The 25,210-nt window shown below is 68.7% G+C and carries 21 protein-coding genes and 2 pseudogenes; 13 read left to right on the plus strand and 10 right to left on the minus strand.

Annotated elements, in window-relative coordinates; translation table 11 throughout:
• The first annotated feature begins 144 nt into the window (after positions 1 to 144).
• The 4 genes from ACFXC1_RS40930 (at position 145) to ACFXC1_RS40945 (ending at position 5,569) form a co-directional block, all read left to right on the plus strand.
• Positions 145 to 1,566 carry an MFS transporter gene (locus ACFXC1_RS40930; protein WP_381252669.1) on the plus strand — a complete coding sequence of 474 codons (1,422 nt, stop codon included), beginning with the start codon at positions 145 to 147 and terminating at the stop codon, positions 1,564 to 1,566.
• Positions 1,567 to 2,041: 475 nt separating this feature from the next.
• Positions 2,042 to 2,578, plus strand: a complete 537-nt coding sequence (locus ACFXC1_RS40935; RefSeq protein ID WP_381252672.1) for a (2Fe-2S)-binding protein — start codon at positions 2,042 to 2,044, stop codon at positions 2,576 to 2,578.
• 37 nt (positions 2,579 to 2,615) lie between these two features.
• The gene (locus ACFXC1_RS40940) at positions 2,616 to 3,596 is read left to right on the plus strand and encodes an FAD binding domain-containing protein (protein ID WP_381252675.1); all 981 of its coding nucleotides are present in this window, start codon (positions 2,616 to 2,618) and stop codon (positions 3,594 to 3,596) included.
• Positions 3,593 to 5,569, plus strand: a complete 1,977-nt coding sequence (locus ACFXC1_RS40945) for a xanthine dehydrogenase family protein molybdopterin-binding subunit (RefSeq protein ID WP_381252678.1) — start codon at positions 3,593 to 3,595, stop codon at positions 5,567 to 5,569. Before ACFXC1_RS40940 ends, ACFXC1_RS40945 begins: the two co-directional genes overlap by 4 nt.
• A gap of 252 nt (positions 5,570 to 5,821) precedes the next feature.
• On the opposite strand, the gene ACFXC1_RS40950 is transcribed toward ACFXC1_RS40945, so the two are convergent.
• The 5 genes from ACFXC1_RS40950 to ACFXC1_RS40970 form a co-directional block, all read right to left on the minus strand.
• A complete protein-coding gene (locus tag ACFXC1_RS40950) occupies positions 5,822 to 6,922 on the minus strand; it encodes a PDR/VanB family oxidoreductase (RefSeq protein ID WP_381252681.1) in 1,101 nt (366 codons plus the stop codon).
• A gap of 23 nt (positions 6,923 to 6,945) precedes the next feature.
• Entirely contained in the window at positions 6,946 to 7,857 is a 912-nt protein-coding gene (locus ACFXC1_RS40955; protein ID WP_381252683.1) for a metal-dependent hydrolase, read from the minus strand.
• Positions 7,858 to 7,963: 106 nt separating this feature from the next.
• Entirely contained in the window at positions 7,964 to 8,896 is a 933-nt protein-coding gene (locus ACFXC1_RS40960; RefSeq protein WP_381252686.1) for an alpha/beta fold hydrolase, read from the minus strand.
• A complete protein-coding gene (locus tag ACFXC1_RS40965; protein ID WP_381252688.1) occupies positions 8,893 to 10,029 on the minus strand; it encodes an MBL fold metallo-hydrolase in 1,137 nt (378 codons plus the stop codon). Before ACFXC1_RS40965 ends, ACFXC1_RS40960 begins: the two co-directional genes overlap by 4 nt.
• A gap of 4 nt (positions 10,030 to 10,033) precedes the next feature.
• Positions 10,034 to 10,945: an SDR family oxidoreductase gene (locus ACFXC1_RS40970; RefSeq protein WP_381252691.1), complete on the minus strand. Its 912-nt coding sequence runs from the start codon at positions 10,943 to 10,945 to the stop codon at positions 10,034 to 10,036.
• A 152-nt stretch (positions 10,946 to 11,097) separates the two neighbouring features.
• Here ACFXC1_RS40970 and ACFXC1_RS40975 point away from each other — a divergent pair, with 152 nt between their 5' ends.
• The 5 genes from ACFXC1_RS40975 to ACFXC1_RS40995 all read left to right on the plus strand — a co-directional run bounded on the left by ACFXC1_RS40975 (position 11,098) and on the right by ACFXC1_RS40995 (position 16,355).
• Positions 11,098 to 11,739, plus strand: coding sequence for a TetR/AcrR family transcriptional regulator (locus tag ACFXC1_RS40975; RefSeq protein ID WP_381252694.1), 642 nt, complete (start codon positions 11,098 to 11,100; stop codon positions 11,737 to 11,739).
• An 899-nt stretch (positions 11,740 to 12,638) separates the two neighbouring features.
• Positions 12,639 to 13,451, plus strand: coding sequence for an oxidoreductase (locus ACFXC1_RS40980; RefSeq protein WP_381252697.1), 813 nt, complete (start codon positions 12,639 to 12,641; stop codon positions 13,449 to 13,451).
• An 80-nt stretch (positions 13,452 to 13,531) separates the two neighbouring features.
• Complete coding sequence (locus ACFXC1_RS40985) at positions 13,532 to 14,044, plus strand: nuclear transport factor 2 family protein (protein ID WP_381252700.1); 513 nt, start codon at positions 13,532 to 13,534, stop codon at positions 14,042 to 14,044.
• A gap of 297 nt (positions 14,045 to 14,341) precedes the next feature.
• A complete protein-coding gene (locus ACFXC1_RS40990; protein ID WP_381252703.1) occupies positions 14,342 to 15,505 on the plus strand; it encodes an L-dopachrome tautomerase-related protein in 1,164 nt (387 codons plus the stop codon).
• Between the two features lie 481 nt (positions 15,506 to 15,986).
• On the plus strand, positions 15,987 to 16,355 hold the full coding sequence (locus tag ACFXC1_RS40995; protein WP_381252706.1) for a DUF1330 domain-containing protein: 369 nt from the start codon (positions 15,987 to 15,989) through the stop codon (positions 16,353 to 16,355).
• A 565-nt stretch (positions 16,356 to 16,920) separates the two neighbouring features.
• Here ACFXC1_RS40995 and ACFXC1_RS41000 read toward each other — a convergent pair.
• The 4 genes and pseudogenes from ACFXC1_RS41000 to ACFXC1_RS41015 form a co-directional block, all read right to left on the minus strand.
• Positions 16,921 to 17,166 carry a DUF2283 domain-containing protein gene (locus tag ACFXC1_RS41000; RefSeq protein WP_381252708.1) on the minus strand — a complete coding sequence of 82 codons (246 nt, stop codon included), beginning with the start codon at positions 17,164 to 17,166 and terminating at the stop codon, positions 16,921 to 16,923.
• A gap of 69 nt (positions 17,167 to 17,235) precedes the next feature.
• Positions 17,236 to 17,990, minus strand: a pseudogene (locus ACFXC1_RS41005) (transposase family protein).
• Positions 17,991 to 18,142: 152 nt separating this feature from the next.
• Positions 18,143 to 18,622: pseudogene (locus ACFXC1_RS41010) on the minus strand (PIG-L family deacetylase); the annotation flags it as partial.
• The gene (locus tag ACFXC1_RS41015; RefSeq protein ID WP_381252710.1) at positions 18,621 to 19,256 is read right to left on the minus strand and encodes a TetR/AcrR family transcriptional regulator; all 636 of its coding nucleotides are present in this window, start codon (positions 19,254 to 19,256) and stop codon (positions 18,621 to 18,623) included. The gene ACFXC1_RS41015 and the pseudogene ACFXC1_RS41010, both read right to left, overlap by 2 nt.
• Positions 19,257 to 19,522: 266 nt before the next feature.
• On the opposite strand from ACFXC1_RS41015, the gene ACFXC1_RS41020 reads away from it, so the two are divergent.
• Positions 19,523 to 21,700, plus strand: coding sequence for an MMPL family transporter (locus ACFXC1_RS41020; protein ID WP_381252713.1), 2,178 nt, complete (start codon positions 19,523 to 19,525; stop codon positions 21,698 to 21,700).
• Between the two features lie 94 nt (positions 21,701 to 21,794).
• On the opposite strand, the gene ACFXC1_RS41025 is transcribed toward ACFXC1_RS41020, so the two are convergent.
• A complete protein-coding gene (locus tag ACFXC1_RS41025; protein WP_381252716.1) occupies positions 21,795 to 22,505 on the minus strand; it encodes a MerR family transcriptional regulator in 711 nt (236 codons plus the stop codon).
• Between the two features lie 271 nt (positions 22,506 to 22,776).
• On the opposite strand from ACFXC1_RS41025, the gene ACFXC1_RS41030 reads away from it, so the two are divergent.
• The 3 genes from ACFXC1_RS41030 to ACFXC1_RS41040 all read left to right on the plus strand — a co-directional run bounded on the left by ACFXC1_RS41030 (position 22,777) and on the right by ACFXC1_RS41040 (position 25,206).
• Entirely contained in the window at positions 22,777 to 23,391 is a 615-nt protein-coding gene (locus ACFXC1_RS41030; RefSeq protein WP_381252719.1) for a DUF6230 family protein, read from the plus strand.
• Positions 23,392 to 23,509: 118 nt separating this feature from the next.
• Positions 23,510 to 23,992 (plus strand): DUF6114 domain-containing protein, encoded by a 483-nt coding sequence (locus ACFXC1_RS41035; protein WP_381252721.1) that lies wholly within the window; start codon positions 23,510 to 23,512, stop codon positions 23,990 to 23,992.
• Between the two features lie 770 nt (positions 23,993 to 24,762).
• The gene (locus tag ACFXC1_RS41040) at positions 24,763 to 25,206 is read left to right on the plus strand and encodes a hypothetical protein (RefSeq protein ID WP_381252723.1); all 444 of its coding nucleotides are present in this window, start codon (positions 24,763 to 24,765) and stop codon (positions 25,204 to 25,206) included.
• Positions 25,207 to 25,210 lie beyond the last annotated feature (4 nt).

Here is a 25,210-nt window from a genome sequence, read left to right on the forward strand (position 1 = left end):
GTGTACGGCACTCCTGGCACGCTCGTCACGAGGCCGACCGCGCCGCGTGTCCCCGCCCCCGGTCCGGCCCCCTTCCTACCGGTTCCTCAGCGCCGAGGCGTCCGACCTGCCTGCTCATACGCCAGGAAAGAGATCCACCTCCCCATGTCCCTGACCCAGTCCCATCCCGTGACCTTGCCCTCGGCCGCCCCGGAACCGCGCTGGACCGCCCGCCTCTGGGCCGTCCTCGCCGTGCTGTGCCTGGTGCTGTTCCTCGACGGCCTCGACGTTTCCATGGTCGGCGTCGCCCTGCCCTCCATCGGCCACGACCTCGGCATGGCCACCGGCTCACTGCAGTGGATCATCAACGGCTACGTCCTCGGCTACGGCGGCCTGATGCTGCTCGGCGGTCGCACCGCCGACCTGCTCGGACGCCGCCGGGTCTTCCTCGTCGCGCTGGCCGTCTTCGCCGCCGCCTCGCTGCTCGGTGGCCTCGTCGACAGCGGTTCGCTGCTGATCGCCACCCGCTTCGTCAAGGGCCTGGCCGCCGCATTCACCGCGCCCGCCGGCCTGTCGATCCTCACCACGACGTTCCCGGAGGGCCCGCAGCGCAACCGGGCGCTGTCGGTCTTCAGCCTCTTCGGTGCCCTGGGCTACTCCTCGGGCCTGATCCTGGGCGGTCTGCTCACCGGGATCGGCTGGCGCTGGACCTTCCTGATGCCGGTCCCGCTCGCCCTGCTCGCGCTGGTCGTCGGCCTGATACTCATCCCGCGCGACCGCCGCGCCGAAACCGGCGGCCAGGATCCGGCCGGAGCGGTCACCCTCACCGCGGGCATGCTGCTCGCCGTCTACGCCGTGGTCACCGCGCCGCAGACGGGTTGGACCTCCGCGGCGACGCTCGCAGCCTTCGGTGTCGCCGCCCTGTTGCTGCTCGCCTTCGTCCTGATAGAGAAGCGGGTCCGGCACCCGCTGGTCCGCTTCGGCATCCTGCGCAAGGCCACCACGGTCCGGGCCAACCTCAGCATCGTCGCGCTGATGGGCTCCTACCTCAGCTTCCAGTTCATGATGACGCTGTACCTCCAGGACGGCCTCGGCTGGTCGCCCCTTCGCATGGCCTTCGCACTGCTGCCGGTCGGCCTGATCGTCGCCGTCGGCTCGCCCCTCACCGGCCGACTCGTCAACCGCTTCGGCACAGCGCCGCTGATCATCACCTCGATGACCTCGCTGACCCTTGGCTACATCTGGTTCCTCGCCACCGCCGGCTCCTCACCCGACTACGTCACCGCCATGCTCCCGTCCCTGCTGCTCCTGGGCGGCGGCTTCGCGTTCGGCTACAGCGCCATCATGGCCCAGGCCACCGAAGGCATCGCCGACTCCGAACAGGGCCTCGCCTCCGGCCTGGTCCAAACCTCCGGCCAGGTCGGCGCCGCTCTCGTCCTCGCCGTCCTCACCGCCGTGATCGCCCAAGCCGGCGACAGCGGCGGTGACTTCACCGCCTACCGCCCCGGCCTGAACCTGGTCACCGGCGTCGCGGCGATCGGGCTGCTCCTGAACCTGGTCCCCGTGCTGCGCCTCCGGCGCCGCTGAGCCCTGACAGACGGAAACCCGACCCCGGGGGCCGCCCGAGGAGGGTTTCCGCGAGCAGCGGTCATGCCAGGTTCCAACTCCTTTGGCTCCGCGGCGAGATCGACGCGAAGTGCGTCAGCAGCGGGAAGCTCATGTACACCATGGTCATGCCCCCGAAATGCCGCGCATTTACCGCCTACTTGCGGACAGGGAAACCAAGGGCGGATAAAACTCTCCCTGCCGTGGGTGGTGTCGCTGGTGCAAGACTTTCGGCGTGATCAGCCGCCTTGCCGAGGCGAGCGGTCACCCTGATTCCCGCGGTGACCTTGATCCCGTGCCTTGTCTCCCGCTGGTGTACACGACTGATCCGTCCGTGATGCAAAGGCGTACGTATGTCCTCTGAACTCTCTGAATCTGTTGTACCTCCCCCCCCACTGGAGCCAGTGAGTCCACCTCGGGGCCCAGCCGGCGCACCTTCATCGCCACCAGTGCCGCGGTGGGCGGTGTCGTGGTGGCTGGAGAAACACTCCTGGCGGGCTCCGAGGAAGCGGCCGCCGCCGACGCCGCACCCTCCAGTCGTGTCTCCCTGACGGTCAACGGAACCCGCCGGACGGTGACCGTGGACAACCGCACCTCGCTGCTGGACCTGCTGCGCGAGCACCTCGACCTGACCGGCTCCAAGAAGGGCTGCAACGCCGGGGCCTGCGGGGAGTGCACGGTGCTGGTCGACGGGCAGCGGGTCAACTCCTGCCTGACACTGGCCGTTCCGCTGGAGGGCGCCGAGGTCACCACCATCGAGGGCCTGGCCAAGGGCGATCAACTCCACCCGCTGCAGCAGGCGTTCATCGACGAGGACGCCTTCCAGTGCGGGTACTGCACCCCGGGCCAGATCATGTCCGGCGTCGGCTGCATCCAGGAGGGCCACACCAACTCGCTGGAGGAGATCCGGGAGTACATGAGCGGCAACGTCTGCCGCTGTGGCCGCTACGTCAAGATCGTGCGCGCGGTCGAGCAGGCCGCTGCTCGGAAATAAGTCGAGCAGACCGCTGCTCGGAAATAAGGAGCGGCCCGTGCATCCCTTCGCCTACGCCCGCGTGAACAGTGTCCGGGAAGCCCTGGACGCCGGTCGACGCGGCGGCCGCTACATCGCCGGCCGCACCACCCTGGTCGACCTGATGCGCGAGACCGTCGAGACCCCCGACACTGTGGTCGACATCAGCGCGCTGCCCCTGCGTGAGATCACCGCCACCAAGGGCGGGGGCATCGGCATCGGCGCCCTGGCCCCGATGGCCGTGGTGACCGCCGACGCCAAGCTGAACTCCCTCTACCCGGTGGCCGCCCAGGCCCTGCGGGGCGCCTCGGCCCAGCTGCGGAACATGGCGACCATCGGCGGCAACATCATGCAGCGCACCCGCTGCACGTACTTCCGTGATGTGACAGCCGACTGCAACAAGCGCGAGCCCGGCTCCCGTTGTGCCGCCCTGCAGGGCTACAACCGGGACCACGCGATCCTCGGCGGCTCCGGTCACTGCGTGGCCGTTCACGCCTCCGACTTCGCCGTCGCCCTCACCGCCCTGGAGGCGACGGTCCACCTGCGGGCCCCTGACGGCAAGGAGCGCAGCCTGCCCTTCGCCGACTTCCTGCTCCGCCCCGGCAGCACCCCGCAGCGCGAACAGAACATCCGGCAGGGCGAGTTGATCACAGCGGTCGAGATCCCGGCGTATCCGCGTCCGCTCAAGTCGGCCTACCTGAAGATCCGCGACCGGCAGTCCTACTCGTTCGGGCTCGCCTCGGCGGCCGTCGCGCTGCATGTACGCGGCGGAGTGATCCGCGAGGCGAAGGTCGGCGCCGGCGGTGTGGCCACCGTGCCGTGGAAGCTGTCCGCCGTCGAGCGTGCCCTGATCGGCGAGCGCCCCTCGGACCGGCTGTGGGCCGAGGCTGCCGGTCACTCGGCCGACGGCGCCCGCCCCCTCCAGCACAACCGGTTCAAGGTCGAGCTGCTGAAGCGGACCGTCGAACGCCAGCTGCGCACCGTAGGAGAAATGGAATGAGCTCCCAGCCGCGGGCAGCCGTAGGTGCACCGCTGTCCCGCGTGGACGGCCGGCTCAAGGTCACCGGCAAGGCGGAGTACGCCGCCGAACACGACATCAAGGGTGCCGTGCACGCCGTCATCGTCGACGCGAGCATCGGACCTGGCCGCATCAGGTCCATCGACACGCGCGCCGCCGAGAAACGCGCGGGCGTGCTGCGAGTGATCCACCACGGCAACGCCCCGAAACTGCCCTACCGCGACAACACCGGTTCCAACAACCCGGCCGGACGCAGACTGCGCGTCTTCCAGGACGACCAGGTGCTCTTCCACGGCCAACCGATCGCCGTGGTGGTGGCCACCCCCCTGGAGGCCGCCCAGCACGGCGCCAGCCTGGTCAGGGTCCGCTATGACGCCGCAAAGCCTCCGACCGACATCACCCAGGCCAGGCCGGGCGAGCCGACGCGTTACGCGCGCGGGGACGCGGAAGCAGGGCTGCGCTCCTCCGCCGTACGGCTGGACCTGACGTACGAACTGGGCCGCAACCACCACAACCCGATGGAGCCGCACGCCACCGTCGCCCGCTGGGGCGGCAACCGGCTCACGGTCTGGGAGAAGACACAGTGGGTGATGGGCACGCACGACGAGATCGCCGCGGTCTTCGACCTCCCGGCGGACGCGGTGCGGGTCATCAACCCGTTCGTCGGCGGCGGCTTCGGCAGCGGACTGCGCTGCTGGCCGCACAAAATCGTCGCCGCGCTGGCCGCGCGCGTGACGCGGCGCCCGGTGAAGCTGGTGCTGTCGCGCAAGCAGATGTACTTCGGCACCGGATTCCGGCCGGCCTACGAATACCGTCTGCGCCTCGGCAGCGACCGGCGCGGCCGGCTGAACGCCGCGATCCACGACATCGACCACGAGACCTCGTCGTACGAGACGTTCTTCGACGCCGCCCTGGGCACGGGCCAGATGATGTACAGCATGCCCAACGTCCGCCAGGCGTACCGCCAGGTGCCGTTGGACGTGAACAACCCGATCTGGACGCGCGGACCCGGCTTCGCCCCCGCGTCGTTCGTGATCGAGTCGGCCATGGACGAGCTCGCGCACGAACGCGGCATCGATCCGGTCGAGCTGCGCCGGCGCAACGAACCGGCCCAGGACGAGTCGACCGACGAGTCGTTCTCCACCCGGCGACTTAGCGAGTGCTACACGGTCGGCGCCCGCGAGTTCGGCTGGGACCGCCGCAACCCCGAGCCGCCATCCACACGGGACGGGAACCTGCTGATCGGCCTGGGCATGGCCGCCGGGGCCTACGACTGCGGGCGATTCCCCGCGCAGGCCAGGGCGCGCCTGGATGCCGACGGCACGGCGGTCGTGGAGGCGGCCACCACCGACATGGGGCCGGGCACGTACACCTCCCAGACCCAGGTCGCGGCCGACGCCCTGGGGCTGACCATGCGCACGGTCACGTTCCGGCTGGGTGACTCGGAGTATCCGTTCACCTCGCCGCACGGCGGTTCGGCGACCATGGCCAGTGTCGGCTCGGCCGTCGTCGACGCCTGCAACCAGGTGCGGCGGCAGGCGATCAAGCTGGCCGTGCAGGACCGGGAGTCGCCGCTGTACGGGGTGAACGCGGACGACGTGGTCGTGCGCAACGGCCGACTCCACGTGCAGAACAACACGGCGCGCGGTGAGACGTACAAGAGCCTGCCGGCCCGCAACGACCGCTCCCAGCTGGACGCGAACGGTTCTTACGAGGGACCTGGCTCCGAGCGCTCCGCCTACTTCGCCTACAGCGCGACCTTCGCCGAGGTCTCGGTGGACGCGGACCTGGGGCTGGTACGGGTGCGGAGGATGCTCGGCGTGTACGACGCGGGGCGGATCATCAGCCTCAAGCTTGCCGAGAGCCAGGCATTCGGCGGGATCGTGGGCGGCATCGGCCAGGCGCTGTGGGAGCACACGGTCACCGACCACCGCGACGGGCGGATCGTCGGCTGATCAGCGACACCGGCGGGGGAAGCGTCGGACATTGGTGGTGAAGGTCAGCCAAGTGATGTCCCGTCAACTGTTCGCGGTGCGCCGGGTGGTCGGCCTGGTGGCTCTCAAGGCGACTTGCCGCTGGATCTGGCCGGTGTCCCAGGTGGACCGGCTCACCGTCCAGGCAGTGCGTCGCGCCATGGGTCGGGCATCCACCCTGCCGCTTAGGTTCTTCGCGGCGATGGCCGCGCTCTACGGGCGCTCGGCCATCGCTCACATCTCCAACACCAACCGCTCTCCTTCCGGTGCACGCGAGACGCAGGGCAGCATGGCGCCGGCCGCGCGTTCGGTGGCGGTGAGCCGGCGGTCACGGTGATCGACATGGCCATGGGTCACCCGTACCCGGCAGGTGCCGCAGAACCCTTGGCGGCAGGAGAACGGCATGTCGGGCAGGGCCTCGTGGAGAACATCCAGGGCGGAGCGGTTGCAGGGCACCGGCAGAACCCGTCCGGTGTCGCCCAGTTGAAGTTCGAAGGGGCGGCCGTCGGTGATCGGGGGTGGGGCGAAACGCTCGAAGTGCAGGGCTGACGCGCGGCTGCCACCGAACGCGCGCCGAACGCCGTCGATCATGGGCGCGGGCCCGCAGCAGTACACCGCACCCGCCGCCGGGCTCAAGCTCAACAGATCGGCTGCTTCGGGCACGCCGGACTCGTCGTCAGGACGGATGGAGACCCGGCCGGGGGCTGTGGCCGCGAGTTCGGTCAGCTCTGCCGCGAAGGGCATAGAGCCGCGGCTGCGGCCGGTGTGCACGAGCCTCCAGTCCAGCCCGCGTCGGGCGGCTTCCCGGGCCATCGGCAGGATCGGGGTGATTCCGATGCCGCCCGCTATGAGCAGGACGAAAGCTTCGGCGGCGAAGGGGAAGGCGTTCCGGGGCCCCGTGACGGCGACCCGAATACCCTCTCCGAGGGCGTCGTGCACCTCGGCCGAACCGCCTCCGCCATTGGCGATGCGGCGCACCGCGATGCGGTACCGGTGCGGGTCGGCAGGATCGCCGCACAGGGAGTACTGCCGCTTGCGGCCGGAGGGCAGGTGCAGTTCGATGTGGGCGCCGGGCTGCCAGGGCGGGAGTGTTCCCCCGTCGGGTGCTGCCAGCCGCAGGGAGACGACATCCTCTGCCTCCTGGTGCCTGGCGGCGACCACCAGTTCCCGGATCGCGGGTATCTCGTTGGCCGGCGGGCGCCTGGGTGGAGTGCTGCGCCGCGCGAGGTGCGTGACCGCGTTGTCGCTGAAAGCCGCCAGTTTCCGCATGAAGGAGTCGCTGCGCGGTCGGCCGTACAGGTCCGGCGGCCGGGTGAGGGGTGTGCTGATGTCCATGGGAGGTCTCACTGGTTGCCGGGTCATTGGGCAGCCGCTCGGGCAGCGGGGGACGCCGCCAGGTAGGCGACCGCCTGCTGGGTCGAGCCCTCCTGGGTCGGGTGGTAGCCGGGGCGGAAGTAGCGCAGTACCGAGCGAGTGAACGCGCCCGGTGGCGGCAACAGGTCCTTGCGGGCGGCGGCCAGGTAGTCGCGGAAGCGGACCTCGACCCGGTCGTCGAGTTCGGGGTCGGCGCTCATCAGGAAGCGGACTCCGCGGATCCACAGCCGGGTCAGCACCGGAGCGGTGACGAGCATGCCGACCACTCGGCGCCGGTACCGGGGATCGAGGTGCACCAGCAGGTCGAATGCCACCGAACGGTGCTCGACCTCCTCCGCGCCGTGCCAGCGGAACAGATCCAGCATCGCGGGGTCCGCGCCGGCTCGGTCCAGGTGCCCGTTGCTGAGAATCCAGTGACCCATGTAAGCGGTGAAGTGCTCGAAGGCCGCGATGAGGGCGAGCCGTTGGAGGAGGTGCGCGTGTGCCGCGGCCGGCGTCAGCTCCGGCCGGTCTCCGAGCACCCTTCGGAAGATCCATTCGGACTGAAGGGTGTACGGAGCCGGGTCCAGCCCCTTGGCGAGCAGGTGCTCCAGGACCCCCTGGTGCGCCTCGGCGTGCATCGCTTCCTGGCCGATGAAGCCGCGTACGTCCTCGCGCAGCCGGTCGTCGGTGATCAGCGGCAGTGCCTGCTCGAAGGTGCGCACGAACCAGCGTTCGAGCTCGGGGAGCATGAGGTGGAGCACATCGAAGGTGTGGGTCGCGAAGGGCTCACCCGGCAGCCAGTGCAGCGGGGTGGCGCCCCAGTCGAAGGTGACGTCCCGGGGTTGCAGCACCAGGTCGTGGTGGTCGATGGGCTCGGACGGACTCTCCGGGCGGGCATGTGCGGCTCGGAACATGACAGGTTCCTCCTCCGTCGGCGATCGGTGTGTGCGGAAGGGCGGTCAGGCAGTCGTCCAGTACTGATGGCCTGATGGCCTGATGGCCTGATGGGCTGATGGGCTGTCAGATCGGGTGCGCGGTGTGGTCCGGAGCGCGACGGGAGTCGTCTTCGACGCGGTTGGCGAATTCCGCGATCCGGGACGCGACCTCCTCGGGGTGGCTGAGCTGTACCCAGTGCCCGGCGTTGATCGGGCGCCGCTGTACCTGGCGGGTCCAGTGCTCCACTCCGGACGACAGCACCGGGGTGACGCAGAAGTCGCGGGTGGGGATGATGAGTTGAACCGGGACGGTGGTTCGCCGGTTCCGGGGACGCAGCAGGCGGGGCAGCATGTTGGCGCGGTACAGCGCGGTGCCGGACACGGCGTCGCGGGCCAGCGTCGGCGCGGGGTAGGGGGTGTGCCCGGGTACACCTTGGGAGCCGGTGAGGAAGGCGCGCCAGCGGTGTCCCAGTGCTCTCCAGGTCAGGGCGGGCAGGAGCGGGAAATGGAAGTAGCCGATGTACCAGGATCGTGCGGCCTGCCGCAGCATCTTCGGCAGATCCGGATGCCGCGGCCGAAGGCGGGCCCGGATCAGGTGACCGACGTGGTCCAGGCACGGGCCGGAGATGGAGGTGAACGAGGCGATCCGCCCGGCCAGGCGAGTGCCGGTGACCGACTCCCAGGAGTGGATCGATCCCCAGTCGTGTCCGACCAGGTGCACCGGGCGGTCGGGGCTCACGGCGTCGAGGACCGCCTCCAGGTCGGCTTCCAGGCGGGACATCCGGTAGGCGCGCAGACCCCTGGGCCGGCGGGAGGCACCGGCTCCCCGCACGTCGAAGGCGGTGACGTGGAAGCGATCGGCCAGGCGCTCGGCAGCCGGAAGCCACACGGCACTGGTGTCCGGATAGCCGTGGACCAGCACCACCGGAGGAGCCGTGGACACTCCCCACTGGTAGGCGGCCAACTCCACGCCGTCCGCGCCGTCTACGGCGATCCGGCGGGCGGCCGGGCCGGTCATCGGCCACCACGGGCAGGGCTGAGTTCGCCGTAGTTCAGACCGCCGTGGAAGAAGCTGGGCTGCACCGGCCAGTGCCGCTTGAAGGGGGCCAGTTCCGAGGAGGGCAGGATCTGCAGCCAGCGTGGATCGCGTCGGCTGGGGTCGGCGAGGATCTTCTCCTTGATCATGGAGTCGTACTGGTCGAGGGAGTCCTCCAGGGTGTTGGCGTTGGGCACCACTTCATGTCCGTAGAACGCGGCGTGGCGGCGCACCCCGGGGATGCGGGAGAGCTCGGGCTGCCAGTTGTCGGCCGAGATGCCGTTCTCGGAGGAGACCCACACGCCGTCGGGGGTGTTCAGCACCAGGGAGTGGTTGCCGTCCGTATGGCCAGGGGTCCACAACAGGCTGACGCCGACGCCGAGTTCGACATCGCCGTCGAAGGCGGTTACGCGCTCGGGTGGTACTCCGTCCATGCCTCCGTCGACGTACCAGGCCCACTGCATCGGATGCACTGATGCGAAGGTGCCCAGCTCCTTGCGGTGCACCAGCAGCCGGGCGCGCGGGAACAGCGCTTCGCGGGGCGCCCGTTCGCCGGGAATGGTGCTGGTGCTTCCCATGATCATGCGCACGTCCTGGACGTGCAGGTGGTCGAAGCTGACGAAGTCCACGTCCTCGGGTCGCAGACCGCAGGAGGGCAGGACGGTGTTCGGGTCCTGGTAGAAGCGGGCGAAGACGTGCTCGGTGAGAAAGTCCCCCGCCAGCCGCTTGAGCTGGGCGTAGAACGGCGCTTGAGCCGTTCCGGCGGCGACGGTCGGCTCCCACACCAGTGTTTTCGGCTCACCGTCGAAGCCGTCGAACTGCACGACGAGCATCCGGTTGACGATGCTCACGAACGGGTTGACGGCGAGCGCGGCGCCGTGGAAGCCGAACCGGGTCGGGTACGGGGCGGCGGCGATGTCGAAACTGCGGACGGCGTGGATGCGGCCCTGCTGGACGAACCGCTCACGGTAGGTGGCCGCTGCGCTGCGCACGGCGCGCAGCCGGTCACCGCGGGGCCATACGTCGTGGACACCTTCGAATTCGGGGATGGGACGCGGAGCGGCGGCGTCCTGGGCCTTCTTCGCGCCGGGCGCCGGCTTGGGCGTGGTGGTCACGGGCTCAACCTTCGGGATGGCGGGCGGTCCGGGTGCGCTGCTCGTAGGCCGCGCGGACCGACCGGTCGGACAGGGCGGCGAGCTGGTCGGGGACAAGGAGGTGATGCAGGGCGTCGCGGGCCCGGCCCGGCAGCAGCGCGGCCAGTCGGGTCAGGGCGGCCACCTGGCGGGGAACGAAGACCTCGAACCGCGGGCGCAGCACGACGTCGAGCACCGCGTCGGCCACCTGATCCGTCGTCAGGCGCCGGGTGGGGCCGGTCGCGGTGCCCACGGCCAGCTCGGTGTCCACGACGCCGGGCATCACCAGGGACACGTGCACGCCGGTGCCGCGCAGTTCGGCGCGGACGGCTGTGCTGTAGCCGTGGACGGCGTGCTTCGTCGCCGCGTAGGTCGCCTCGCCGGCCGGGGCGACCTTGCTGGCGGCGGAGGCGATGTTCACCACGTGGCCGCGACCGCGTTTCCGCATCCCCGGGAGCACGAGTTTCATCCCCCGCAGTACGCCGTGGACGTTGACGTCGAACTGGCGCAGGGCGGCTTCCTCCGGTTCCTCCGCGAAGGGGCCCACCCACATGATTCCGGCGTTGTTGACCAGTACGTCGATCGGCCCCAGCCGGGTCTCGACGGTGCGCAGGAAGTCTTCGAAGGAAGGTGTGTCGGTGACGTCGAGAGACAACCCGAGCAGCCGGCCACCGGGACGCGCACCAATGGCACCGGCCGCCTCCGTGGCGAGCTCCGCGTCGAGGTCGCCGATCGCCACGGCGGCTCCGGCCGCGGCGAGCCGGGCCGCGACGGCACGCCCGATTCCGCGGCCCGCCCCGGTGACCGCGATCACTCGGCCGGTCAGCGGTGGTGTGCGGGGGAGCCTGTCGCGGTCTCTTCGGCTGGACGTGTACGGGTGTTTGGGCGGTGCTGCCACGGTCGAGCCCCTTTCTTGCCCTGAGCATGAGCGGAACGCCGAGCGGAGAGAGGCCCCAACGCACGTCTGACATGAAGCCGTGTCAGATGAACTGACAAGCTAGAGTGTCAGTTCGGAGCACACCGGTGTCAACACCTCTGCGAAGGGGAGAAATGACCGGCACACAGACCGCCGGACGGCGCTACGGCGGACGTGACGCGGCGCAACGACAGCAGGAGCGCCGCACCCGCCTCATCCAGGCGGGCCTCGACCTGTTCGGCACGGTCGGATACGCCTCGGCCTCCGTCAAGCAGGTGTGCTCCCATGCCGGACTGACCGAGCGCTACTTCTACGAGTCGTTCCGCGACCGCGAAGACCTTCTCGCCGGGGTCTACAACGAGCTGATCGCTACGATCCAGGCCGAGACCGCACAGGCCGCAGCCGCTGCCGCACCCGATGTCGACGCCCAACTGCGCGCCGGCCTCGAGGTGTTCATCCGCGCACTGGCCGACGACGCCCGCAAGGCCCGCCTGGTGCTCATCGAGGTCGTGGGCGCCAGCCCCCGCCTCGAAGTACGGCGCCGCGAGGTCCTGCACGAATTCGCCGCACTGATCGCCGCCGTCGTTGCACCGCCCCCTGGCCCGGAAACCTCCTCCAACCGGCTCACCATGACCGCGATGAGCCTGGTCGGCGGAGTCAATGAACTCCTCGTGGACTGGACGCTCGGCCACCAGAACGCCACCGTCGACGAACTGATCGACCTGTGCTACACCCTGTTCATCGCGGCCTACCGAGCCATCAGCGATCAGCCCTGATCAGCCAGAGCCGGATTCCTTCAGGGGCTTCTGCACCGGACGGCAGCCCACGCCCCTGCTCCGGCCCGGCGCACTCGGCAGCCCTGTTTCGATCAGGGAGGGCGGCGAGAACCGTCGCGCGATGAACGCAAGTGTGGCGCACCTGCCGACTATTGACTCTCGGACGGTTTACCTATCGAGCATCCACCCGGAAGTGACGCAATGCGATCGGGCTGGGCGGCCGCGAACCATGACGGGCCCGTCGCGTAGTGAGAACTGCTGAACGGCGGGGGATCACCCGCCGCCTGCGTCCCCCGCTGGCGCGCCCGTCCAGGAGCCCAGCCCGCGCGGGACCGGCCCTGCCGCTATCGCCGAGTTGCCCGCAAATGTCCAGGCCCGCTGAGTGCCTGTGGCTCTCAACCGCAGTCACTGTCCGTAGTTGCGCGGTGGTTGCATTCGCCAGAATCGAGCACTGCGTTCCGTCAGTGATCATCGTCGGCGACATCGGGCTCGTGCCCGTCTCGCCGGACACCGCCGAGGGCCTCTACTGCCTCTTGGCTGCCGTGGCGGCGTATCCCTCCCTCTGCATTTGGAGCGTTTCGGGGTGTGCCGAGATCGGCCGCGTGTAGCCGATCGGCATTGGGCTGCCCATGGCGCGGGAGGCCGCTCGTGCTCCTCGATCCCGCCCTTGAGCGTGAACTCGCGATCGTGGCGCGGGGATGACGCTGTCGCGTCTCTCCTGTCTGCTCATCCGGCGTGTGCCGCTCTGTCGGCGGGCTCCGGGCAGGTCGACCTGAAGCCGGCCGGTGACGTGGCCCGCGATCAGTTCCGTGCTTGAGCTTGCGCAGTGGAAACTGACCGGTTTACAGTGAAGCCACAGGGAAACCGACCGGTTTCCCGGGCGAGTCCGGGAGTGCATGATGACGACAAATCGGCCGGTGGCCCTTGTGACGGGCGCGTCCTCCGGTATCGGCAAGCAGACCGCGCTCGCGCTGGTCGCAGCGGGTTTCGAGGTGGCTGGCACTGGCCGCGACACCTCTCGCGTCACCCCGCTCCAGGGCGTGACGTTCTTCGACCTCGACGTGGTCAGTGACAAGTCGGTCACCGCCGTGGTGCAGCAGGTGATCGACCGGTTCGGGCGGATCGACGTCCTGGTCAACAACGCCGGCATCGGCTCGATCGGCGCGGCCGAGGAAACCTCCCTCACGCAGGCCCAGGGCGTCTTCGACATCAACGTCTTCGGGGTCATGCGCATGGTGAGAGAGGTCTTGCCGCACATGCGCTCCCGAGGACGCGGCCGCATCATCAACCTCTCGTCCGTACAGGGCTTCATCCCCGCCCCCTACATGGCCGTCTACGGCGCGTCCAAGCACGCGATCGAGGGCTACTCCCAGTCCCTGGACCACGAGGTCCGCCAGTACGGCATCCGCTCGCTCCTCGTCGAACCCGCCTACACCAACACCGGATTCGAGGCCAACAGCGCCAAGCCCGACACCCCCCTGCAGACCTACGCCGGCCAGCGGCACGTCTTCGACCGCCTGATGACGGAGGCGATCAAGAACGGTGACGACCCCTCCGTGGTCGCCAAGGCGATCGTCACGGCCGCCACCGACGCGAAGCCGAAACTGCGCTACGCCGCCGGCCCCATGGCCGGACGCGCACGCATGCTCCGCTTCGTTCCCGCCTGGGTCCTGGACAAGCAGGTCCGCACGATGAACAAGCTCGTCGGCTGACACCCGCCACCCACACACCCCGTCCCCAAGCACGTCGGCACCCGCACATCCCATCGCGCCGCTGATACCGGGAGAGACCCATGTCCGAGCCCCTGCGCACAGCCGCCGCCACCGTCGCGAGCTGGCGCTCCGCCGAGGAACGCGGTGACGTCGACGCCGCGGTCGCGTGCCTGAGCCCGGACGTCGTGCTCAGCTCGCCGCTCACCGACCAGTTCCGCTTCGAGGGATCTGACCAGCTGCGCGACTTCCTGACCGTGGTGTTCGCGGCGGTCAAGGACGTCCACTATCACACCCAGACTGGCGAGGGCGACACGTACGCCCTGGTCTACCGGGCGCGGGTGGGTTCCCAGTCGTTCGAGGAGGTGCAGATGCTGACGCTCGACGACCAAGCACGCATCACGGAGATCACGCTCTTCGGGCGTCCGATGCCGGCCCTCACCGCCCTGATGCACCTCGTGGGTCCGGCGCTCGCTCGCCAGCAGGGCCGCCGGGGCCTTGCGACGCTCATGAGCGTCAGCACCGTACCCATTCACGCGATGGTCTCCTCGGGGGACCGCAGCATGGTTGCCAAGACCCGGCCGGCAGCCCGGTAGACCCGAGAGCACCAGATCCACGGGCCTTATGGCCCCGTTCCCCTTCCGGGAGTTGGCGGCAGCCGCAGGGGATGTCCCCGGCAAACAGCTTTAGGTCGCAGGAACGCACTAGGCACCCGCCGTCCAGGCGGGCTCCGGCTGGCCCTGACCACACGGGCGGCCAAGTCCCCGAGAGCGGCTGCCGGAGGCACCGTCCTCCACGGCCACGGCAACGTCCGGCCATCCCCCCCAACGCGCCGAGGTGCTGCGGCAACTCGCCGCGCCCTCCAGCAACTTGACCCAACAGGAGACGCTCCCATGAACCGACGTACGTTCCTCGCGGCGACGACCGCGTCGCTGGCCGCCACCCAACTCGCCGGACCCACCTACGCCTCCGCCTCTTCCGCCGCCTCCGGTTCAACAGCCGGTCATTACGAGGTCGTTGCCCGCTTCTGGGGCGCGATGCCGACGGGGGTCACCGTCTCGTGCCGCGGCCGCATCTTCGTCAACTTTCCCCGCTGGGGCGACGACGTCCCGTTCACCGTCGCCGAGCTGCGCGGCGGGAAGCCGGTGGCCTACCCCGACGCCGAGGTGAACCGCCAGGACGCCTCAGACCTGGCCGGGCACTTCCAGTCGGTGCAGAGCGTCGTCGTCGACGGAGCCGACCGGCTGTGGATCCTCGACACCGGAAGCCCGCTGTTCGCCGGGTCCTCCTACGGCGGCCCCAAGCTCGTGGCGGTCGACCTGCGCACGGACCGGATCGTACGGAAGATCCTCTTCCCGCCCGAGGTGGTGCCGGCGAACAGCTACCTCAACGACGTGCGCTTCGACCTGCGGCGCGGCGCCCAGGGCACGGCGTTCATCACCGACTCGGGCGGCTCCAACGGCATTGTCGTGGTCGACCTCGCCACCGGCCGCTCCTGGCGGCGACTGGCCGGGCATCCCTCGACGCTCCCGGACGAGCAGTTCCTTCCGGTCATCGATGGCGAGCCCTTCATGGTCCGCCCCGCGGGCGGCGAGCCCACGTACTACGAGACCGGTTCCGACGGTATCGCTCTCAGCGCCGACGGCACGCGCCTCTACTACTGCCCGCTCTCCAGCCGCCGGCTGCACAGCGTGTCCACCGACGCCCTCGCCGACCCGGACGCCACGGACGCCGAGGTCGCGGCGACAGTCGAAAACCTCGGGTTCAAGCCGATGGCCGACGGCCTGGAGAGCGACGACAAGGGACGACTCTACGGCGGCGACCTGGAACACAACGCCATCTGGCGCAGAAACCCGAACGGCACCTACCGCACCCTCGCCCAGGGCACCGACCTGAACTGGATCGACACTCTGTCGGTCGCCTCGGACCGGCACCTGTACGCCACCGCAAACCAACTCGACCGGCTGGCGCCCTTCCACGAGGGCCAGGACCTGCGCCGCAAGCCCTACCTCCTGGTCCGCCTGCCGATCGACGCCGGGCCGGTCAGGCTCGTATGACCTCTCCGGCTCGCGTCAGGCGCCTGGGCGGCCAGGGCACATCGAACGCCGCCCCCGTCGCTCGGATTTGCACACGAAAACCGATCGGTTTACGATGAGGGAACCGATCGGTTTCTCGTCGCGGAAGCGGGCGAGTTCCGAACCCGCATTACTTGGGAGTGCGGATGGCTTCCCGCGTGACGCCGTAGGGCAACCGCCTAGTGCTCCAGTGCAGCAGTCTGGCCTCGGCGCGGCGTTGTCAACGAGGCTGTGCGCTACCCGGGGGTGAAAGGTGTATCCAACGGCACGGGAAGCGAGCTCGGATTTCCACGACCTCATTATTCACCCGAGCCCTGGAAGTGCGTTCTTCACGGTCGGTCTCCGAGATGGCGCATATCGCGCCCGACGTCATCATCAACGATGTCCGCATCCTGCTGCCGGTGCCCCGCGCCCGCATAGAGCAGCTAACACTAGTTTCCTGATACCGGAGAGGGTATTTGTAATGAGTGCGAATTCGCAGAAGAAGTTTTACGCCCTGAATATGTTTGACGTGGCCGACTTGGAGAAGTACCTTGAGTATTTCCGCCGTTTGCCCGAAGTGGCTCCGCAATATGGTGGTCGAATGGTGGCGTTTGGCCGCTTCCGGGACAACGTAGCCGGTGACCTCGCGCCACGGCAGGTTCTGTTTGTCGTTGAATGGGAGTCCGAAGAGGCGTTCAACAGCTTCCGGGACGCTCCGGACTTGGCCGACTTCCATTCACTGCGGGAGAACGGGACGGCGTCCTATATCTGGCAGGCGTTCGATGGTCTCGATATGAGTGACCCCGCCGACGTTTCGCTCGACGATGTGCTGGCGGTGCTCAAGCCTTAAAACCGGCATCGCTACGGAGCCGGATGAGCGGGCTGACGAGTCGTTGGCTGGCGAAGGACGCCTCCGGCAAGCGCAGACTCCATTGGAGGTTCGGCGGTCCAGTTGGCACTCCAGCCGGACTTCTGTATTCCCCCTGGTCAGCGGCTTGGCAGTGGGGAGTGTAGCGGGGGTTTGGCTTGGGTGGGACGGTCTTGGGCCGGCTGTCCCACCACCGTGTGTCCACGACGCATGTAATGACAGCGCGCGGTGAGCAGTCTGTCGTCGTGACCACGGTGTACCGACGAACGCCTGGGACCTGGAACTCCAAGAACTCTTCCTGCGGACCGGAGCCCGCTTTTCCCGGGTGAAAGCCCGGCGGTGGATGCGGGACCACGTTCCGCAGACTGCTCGGCCCGGTCGGCAGAAAGAACAGCTGGCGCTCGTCGAGTACACAGAAGGGGTGGATGCGCGATGTGAACCTTCCCCTTGATCGTAGTCAGGTACTTCAACTGCGCGGGGGTATGCAGGCCGCAGTTCTCCGTGAGCCTCTTCCAACCTGTTCGCCGCGAGCGTGGTGCTCGGCTGGTCATGCACCTTCGGTGTCAATTCGCTCCGCGGACTGGAGCAGGTACTCGGGCAGTTTCGAACTGGCCGCCAATACCTCGATGCCGATGAGGCGACCCTGCTCGTCGAAGTCGAGGTTGATCATGCCGTCGACGTCCACTGGATCGCAGGGATACATGCGCGCGGACTTCACGCGTGCCTGCGGTTCGGTGAGGTATACGTACGCTGCGTTGACGGTCTTGTCGTAGGTGACTCTGACGTCTGTCATGGTGAGCGGTCTCCCTTGCTGTCGTTGATGGTGGCGCTGTCCTTGTCCACGCCTCCGGCCGCAGCGATCTCAGGCTGCCGTGGCGAGGTGCAAGGCCAGGACGGCCTTGACGATGTCGGTGATGCGGGTGGTGCTGCAACGGAGTTTGCGCAGGAGCCGCCAGCTCTTCAGGGTGGCGTTGGCCTGCTCTCCGACGGCTCGGATCTTGGCGTGGGAGGAGTTCATCGCCCGCTTCCCGGCGGGGAGCGGGCTCCAGCGGCCCGGTAAGGCACCCGGATCGCCCCCTGATATCCCTTGTCGGCCCACGTCCGGATGCCAGCTTGGGTGAGCGCTTCGATGATGCCGTGGATGCGTGCGGCCTTGATGTCGTGGACGGCACCTGGCAGGGCGGGTGAGGCCCAGAGCAGGCGTCCGAACGCGTCGGCGATGACCTGGACGTTCATGCCGCGGCGCTTGTGCTTGCCAGAGTAGTAAGGGCCGTCGGCGGCAATGCGATCGATGTGCAGCGGGGTGCCGTCCAGGATCACGAATACCTTGTTGGCGGCGACGGTCATGGCTTGCTGGAGGGTGGGGGCAGGGGCGGCCAGGACCTCAACCGCCTCGACGATGTACCGGTAGACGGTGGCCAGCCCGATTCCGAAGCCGGCCGCGAGCCGGGCGTACGTGTGCCCGCAGCGCAGATGGGTCAGCGCGAGCGGAGCCTGTCGGTCCGTGGTCAGGCGGCGCCAGCGCGTGCCGCGCTCACGCCGCCGGGATCTCAGCAGGCCGGACAGGTAGCGCAGGGTCGAGGTGGACAGATCGATCCCCGATGGGTAGACAAGCATGTGAAGCTCCGGGCGGGCAGGTTGATCTTGGTCGGCAACCCATCTACCAGGAGCTTCACCTTTCCCTCAACGCCGCTCTCAGCCAACTGACGTGCTACGCAACCAGGTTGGAAAAGCCTCCGTGTGTCCGCAGGACGGCCGCCGATCGGAGCTCAGCGCAGGCCGGCGAAGAGGTCGTTCTCGGGCAGGGGCGCGCCGGTGGTGTCGTGGACCCGGACGAACGTCTCCACCTCCATGCGCGGCGTGAACCTTTCCTTGCCCCTCCGCAGCAAGGAATTGTTCTCACCCTGGCTGGCATGCGCGGTCAGCGCGTCGAACTTCTGGCTGCCGACCTCAGCGGTGTCCACCCACGCCGTGATCTCCACATCGGGCAGGCCGATTTCGGGCCCATCTCCGGCATCGGACTGACCTGGCTCCTCCCGGTCCGCTCCGAAATCGCGCATGATCTGCCCGAACTTCTTCATCATCGAGCGCGGCGCCGTCGTCCAGTACACCTTCGACGTCATCCCGGTCAGCGACAGCGCTGCCATCGTGATCCAGTTCGTCTGGATGTGATCGGGGTGGCCGTAGAACCCGGTCTCGTCGTAGGTGAACCCTACTTTCAGGCCCGAAGCGGTCCCGGCTCCGGACTCACGGAACGTCCGCGAACCCCCGATCCTTTCCCTCGCTCACTCGCCACCCCGCTACCAATACCCCCAGGGCCCGCTCGTAGCAGTCTGCGACCGCGAGCCCGGGCGGCTCGTTCCCCGACAGCACCAGGGACACCAGGCCGTGGGCCGTTCCCCAGACCGACAGCGCGATGACCTCCGGGTCGGACTCCGAACCGAACTGCCCTGCCTGCTGTCCGCGCCGCACGGCCTCGACGAGGGGCCGGTAGGTCTCGATGACCTCACGCGGCCTCTCCGACTCCGAATCGGACGGGCACTGGACGCTGCGGTCGGAGAAGAGGATCGCGTAGAGATGCGGGTTGGCGATGGCGTATTCGCGATAGACGAGCCCAAGTCGGATCACGTCGCCGGCCGGGTCGTCCGTGGGCCGGATGGCTGCCAGGCGCGCGACGAAGAGCCGTACGGCCTCCTCGTACAGGCTGCTGAGCAGACCCGCCTTGTTGCCGAACAGCGAGTAGACCGCCGTGGTCGAGGTCTTCACGTCCGCAGCGAGCTGTCGCAGGCTCAACGCGGCAGTGCCGCGGTCGAAGACCGTGGCGGCCGCGCGGTGCAGGAGCCGGAGCCGGAGTGCCTCGTCATGTGTCTTGAGCCTGGCCATGGCGCCATCGTATGGCAACGCCGTTACGAATGCCTATCAACCCCACTTTGGCTTGTCGTCGTCCGCCCCGCCCCGCGTCAGGACCCGCCGCTTCAGAAACGAGACCCTCCTGCATACGAGCAGGTCAGAGCAGTAGATCTTGACTCTTCTCCGATTGAGAGGTGCGCAACAGCGTTGCACCGAGCAATAAAAACACTGTTACGGTTCGTTCGGCGCCGACCTTCGGATGGTTCTGCCCGGCGCTGGCTGACGATCTAGGAGAAGTCATGTTTGAGGGGTTTGGGCGTCTGCTGTACCGCAGGCGAAAGCCGGTGCTGATACTGACCATGCTGTTCGCCGTCCTGTCCGGGGCCTACGGCGCCGGAGTCTTCGGCTCCCTGACGCCGCTCGGCTTCCAGGACCCCGGCTCGGACAGCGTGCGCGCGGCCCACATCGCCGAGAAGGCGTTCCCGCAGCGCACCCCCGACGCGGTGATCGTCTACCGCGACAAGGACCGCACCGTCGACGACCTGTCCTTCCAGCAGGCGGTCGTCAAGCAGTTGGAGTCCCTGCCGAAGTCGGAGGTGACCGGTTATGTGGACTTCTGGACGACCAAGATGCCGGCGCAGGTCAGCCACGACCGGCACGCCACCTACGTCGCCCTGAACCTCCACGGCAGCAGCGAGAAGGCCAAGGAGGACGCGTACAAGGCGGTCAAGGACAAGATCCCGGCACCCGGCCTTCAGACGCTGCAAGGCGGAACGGTGCCCACCGGCCACCAGGCGAGTGAGAAGATCGAACACGACCTGAGAACCGCGGAAGTCATCTCGGCCCCCGTGCTCTTCCTGCTCCTGCTGGTCGTGTTCGGCGGCCTGACCGCCGCCTTCCTCCCGCTGCTCGTCGGGGTGCTCTCCATCCTCGGCTCGATGGCCGTCCTGCGGACCATCGCCAACATCACCGACGTGTCCGTGTTCTCCATGAGCCTGGTCACCATCCTGGGGCTCGCGGTCGCCATCGACTACGGCCTGCTGATCGTCAGCCGCTACCGCGAGGAACTGACGGCCGGCTACACCGGCGAAGCGGCGATCGGGCGCACTCTCGCCACGGCCGGACGTACCGTGATGGTCTCCGGCACCACGGTCGCGGCGGCGCTGGCCGGCCTGACCCTCTTCCCGTCCACATTCCTGAAGTCGATGTCGTACGGCGGTGTGGCCGCGGTCGTGCTGGCGGTGCTCTTCTCGCTGGTTGCGCTGCCCGCGCTGCTCGCCGTCATGGGACCGAAGGTCAACGCCTTCCCGCTGCGCCGCAAGAAGGCAGGGCGGTCGGAGGCGGCAGGGGAGGGTGCCTGGTACCGGTTCGGGCACGGCCTGATGCGGCGGCGGTGGGTCGTGGTGGTGGGCGCGGTGGGCCTGCTGCTGACGCTCGCACTGCCCTTCTCGAAGATCGAGTTCGGTTCCATCAACGCGCAGCAGCTGCGGAGCAGTTCCGAGGGCCGCCAGGTATTCGACGCCATGGAGCACGACTTCGACGGTGACGCGGTGAAGTCCATCGACTCGCTGCTCGTGCTGAAGTCCGACGGGACCTCGAAGGAGCAGGGCGCGGCGCTGAAGGCGTACGCCGAGCGGCTCGGCGCCACCGAGGGCGCCACGAGCGCCCGGATCACCGGAGTCGAGGGCACCACGGCCCGGGTGTCGGTCACCTACGACGGCAATCCCGTCTCGACCCACGCGCGCGACCTGGTGAACCGGCTCAAGGCGGTCCCCGAACCGCCGGGCGCCCGGGCGTACTTCGGCGGGGAGTCGGCGGTCTACGACGACACCCTGGACGCACTGGGCGAGACCCTGCCATGGATGCTGCTCTACATCGCGGTGATGACGTACCTCCTGCTGTTCCTCGCGTTCGGCTCGGTGCTGCTGCCGCTGAAGGCCATCGCGATGAACATGCTGTCGCTGTCCGCGACCTTCGGCGTCCTGGTCTGGATCTTCCAGGACGGCCATCTGCACAACCTGCTCGGCTTCGATCCGACGGGCAACATCGAGCCCAACATGCCGATCATGCTGTTCGCGCTGATCTTCGGACTCTCCATGGACTACGAGGTGTTCCTCGTGTCCCGGATGCGGGAGCAGTACGACAAGGCAGGCGACAGCACACAAGCCGTGGCGACCGGGCTGCAGTCCATCGGCCGCCTGGTCGTGAGCGCGGCGCTGCTGATGTGCGTGCCGCTTGCCGCGATCGGGATGAGCGATGTGCTGACGATCAAGCTCTTCGGCGTCGGCATGGTGTTCGCGGTCCTGGTGGACGTGCTGGTGGTGCGCATCCTGCTGGGAACGGCCGTCATGAGACTGCTGGGCAGAGCCGCCTGGTGGGCTCCGCGCCCACTCGCCCGCTTCTACGACCGGTTCGGCATCAAGGAGACCGACATGCCGGAGGACACCGATGAGCGGGTCCCCGTCGCCACGGGCTGAACCCTTCCGAGAGGCCGAAGTGCCTTCACCTGGGGCACTTCGGCCGCTCGCTGCCGTCGCGAGCGGGGGGTGTCGGCGGGGCACCGCTGGGGACTCACTCCTCCGGATGCTCGTCCCGCCCGCACGCACGGCGATCATGGCGACGGTGGTTCGCGTCCTCCTGGGCCAGGCGCCGTAGCAGCCGGACGACCGGCTCGAACAGCACGGTGAGGACCACCGCCCGCTCGGCGAGGGCGATGCGGTCCTCGATCCCCTCGAACTGCGCGAAGTCCAGATCGGCGGTGGAGGTGGCGAGTTGTGCGTAGGGGATGAGGTCGTCGGCCGTGTAGTCGGTGCCGAGGCGGCTCAGCGCGGCGAGACTTTCGGCGAGTGCCGGGCGGTGGGGGGACGCGTCGGAGATCCGCCAGCCCATGTTCTCGATGAGAGCGTCGACCCTCGCGGCGGTTCCGCCCGGTACCGCCTCGTCGGCGGCCCTCTCCGCTCCGGGACCGTCCTCGTTGTCCGCGCCGTTCTTCCCGTCCGTCTCCGCGGAGGGCACGGGCAGTGCGTGGTGGACGACGCCCAGGGTCTCGAACGCGTCCAGTGGACGGTCGACGGCTTCGAGTACTTCCCGGGTGCGGGCGACGGAGAGCCCGCCGAGCTGGATGAGGGAACGGATCAGACGGAGCCGCTGGATGTGCTCCTCGCCGTACTCGACCGTGGTCGGGTTCAGCGCGCGACCCTCGGGCAGCAGCCCTTCCCGTCGGTAGTACTTGATGGTCGCCGCCGGTACCCCGGACCGGCGACTGAGCTCTGAAATCCTCATGCGCTCCCTCACGCTCAACTGTCCACCAGTATCGCGTTACCGGGGGTTGCCCCGACGGGATCGATAGTGCCACTATCGGGTACTCGGTAGTAACGCTATCGAGTGCTTCCTCGGTGTGCCACTTCCTCCGTGCGTGTGGACGACATGCGCCCGCGGAAGCCGCCTGCACCGGCACGGCCACACCCAGCCGTAGTTCTTCCCCCGCTCCGGGCCCGGCCAGTCAGTTCTGGGTCCGGTCGTCCCGTACGCCTCGACAACGGAGAACCACACCATGTCCCAGCGAATCGGCAAGACCCACTGGAAGCGCTTCGCCATCGGTGCGGTCCCGACGGTGGCCGCCACCGCGGCGGTCGCCGTCTCCATGGCCCAGGGCGCACTGGCCGCTTCGTTCAGCATCTCCGGCGCCGACTTCCAGGTCTCGGCCGGCAAGTTGAGCGGCACCGGATTCGGCAACTACGCCACGGTCGACGTCGCCAAGAACGGCAAGCACGTGCCCGTCTCCGTCTCGTCCATCAAGAACGCGACGGTCACCGACATGTGCCAGTCCGTCCCGGTGGACATACCCGTCCTCGGGACCTACACCATGACGCTCAAGGCCGGCGGGGACGGTACGCCGGCCAAGGCCAAGGACCTCTACATCGACATGACCGATCTCCAGGCGAAGAAGGGCACCTTCACCAACGTCGACATCGGCGTCGCCACCGGTTCCATGACCAAGGGTCAGGTCAACCCGAAGGACCACGTCGATCCCAACGGCTACGCCCAGCAGGCGGACAAGGTGGAGATCATCGACGCCCACCAGAAGGTCTGGGCCACGACTGCGGGAACGTTCGAACTGGCGGGCCTGCACATGAACATCGCGGCCGGCCGGCACGACTGCTTCTGACCTCGCTCCCGCCCCCTCGTCTCCCGTGCGCGCAAGCGGTCGGCGACCGCCCAGGGGGCGGCAGCGCCCCATAGTCCTCGCGGACACCCTCACCCACTCACGACTTGGGAGCTGCCACATGACGAGTGCCGGTGCACCCGCGCACCCCCGCAGTGACAGCGGCTTCACCCGCGCTCGCCGGGACTTCCGGGCCTGGCGGCGCACCCGCCCCTTCTGGGCGGGCCTGCTGGTGCTCCTTGCCGCCGCGCCCATCATCTACTTCCCGTATTTCAACCTTTCCCTGGGCGCCCTGTCCGTGGCGATGTCCACCACCGCGGGGGCCGGGTCCCTGGTCATCGGCCTGACCCTGATCGTCCTCGGCGGACTCCTCTGGTTCCAGCCGATCATCAGGTTCTTCGCCGGCTGCGTCTCGGTGTTCCTCGGCGTGCTGTCGCTTCCCATCTCCAACTTCGGTGGATTCTTCGTCGGCACACTGCTCGCGGCGTCGGGCGGACTCCTCGCTCTGGCGTGGGGCCCGGTGGACGGGCACCCGGAGGACATACCCGACGGCGTCGAGGAGCCGTCAGCCGCCACCGGCCGCGGTGGGAGGACAGGGGAGTGAGTGATCAGTCGCCCGATACCCGCGGCGAGGCCGCAGCCCCCCGCTTCGTTCGACCGCCGAGAGGCCGGCACGCCATCCCCCGCACGTCCGCGCTGACGCGCCTGCGTCTGCCGGTCGGGAGGGCTCTCGCGCTGACCGCGCTGCCGACCGCCCTGATCCTGGGAAGCCAACGCCTGCCCGAGCCCGCCGACACGAGCGCCACCGCGGCGCTCTCCGTTTCCGGCGAGGGGTCAGGCGCGCCTGGAACCAGCGGTGTCGACTGCGCCCGTCCTGACGACACCTCAGCCTCCCCGACGGAGAGTCCCGCAAACCCCACCCGGTCCGCGGACCCGCGCACGGCCGGCGCTCACCCGAGTGGGGAGCCCGTCAAGCCGCCGTCGCACGCGGACGACGAGGGATCGGGCCCGACCCCGGCACCGACCGCCACTCCCACCCCCTCGCCCAGCGCAACCTCCGCGACAACGAGCCTTGCGGACATCCTCGGTCCCCTCTTCCGCGACGACGGCGAGCAACAAAGCCCGTCACCCGACGCGAGCCCCTCACTCCGCGCGAGCCCCGCACCAAGCTCGGCCACTTCGAGGCCACAGTCCGCAGCACCGCCCGAGCCCCGGCTGCCCACCACGCCTGAATCACCTGCTCCCAGCCACCGGGCCGTCGAGCCGCCGCCCCGACCGGAGTCGTCCCAGGGAACTGCACGCACCTGCGACATCAGCGACCTCAAGGCACCCGAGGAACATGAGGCCGGCCGATTCTCCGCCGAGGCATGGAACATGAAGGGGAGCCACCTCGAACTGCACGACCTTGTCTTCGGCGGCGTGGTGACCGTGGAGACAGCCGCCGGGCCCAAGCGAGTGCTCAAGTTCACCGCGGCGGCGGTCACGATCCGCGACCTGGAGATGGCGGTGCCCGTCGGCCCGCAGATCCAGCACATCGACGGAGCGCCCGGTTCCACCTCCACGCTCCGGGGAGGAGACATCGCCATGTACGTCGAAAGCCTGACAGGCACCCTCCCCAGCATCGAAAACCTTCCCGCACCACCGGTCCTCCGCCTGCACCTCACCCCGGACACCATTCCGGAGTGGCTCTACGACACGGTCGGGAAGCTCGACCTCAAGCTCCAACTCGGCCTGGACGACGCCGACATCGACCAGGCCGGCCAGACAGGCGGAAAACTCGCCATCCCAGGGATCCATGGGTACGGAACGCCACGCTGAAGCC

The sequence above is a fragment of the Streptomyces hokutonensis genome, from assembly GCF_042751305.1.
Classification (GTDB): Bacteria; Actinomycetota; Actinomycetes; order Streptomycetales; family Streptomycetaceae; genus Streptomyces; species Streptomyces hokutonensis_A.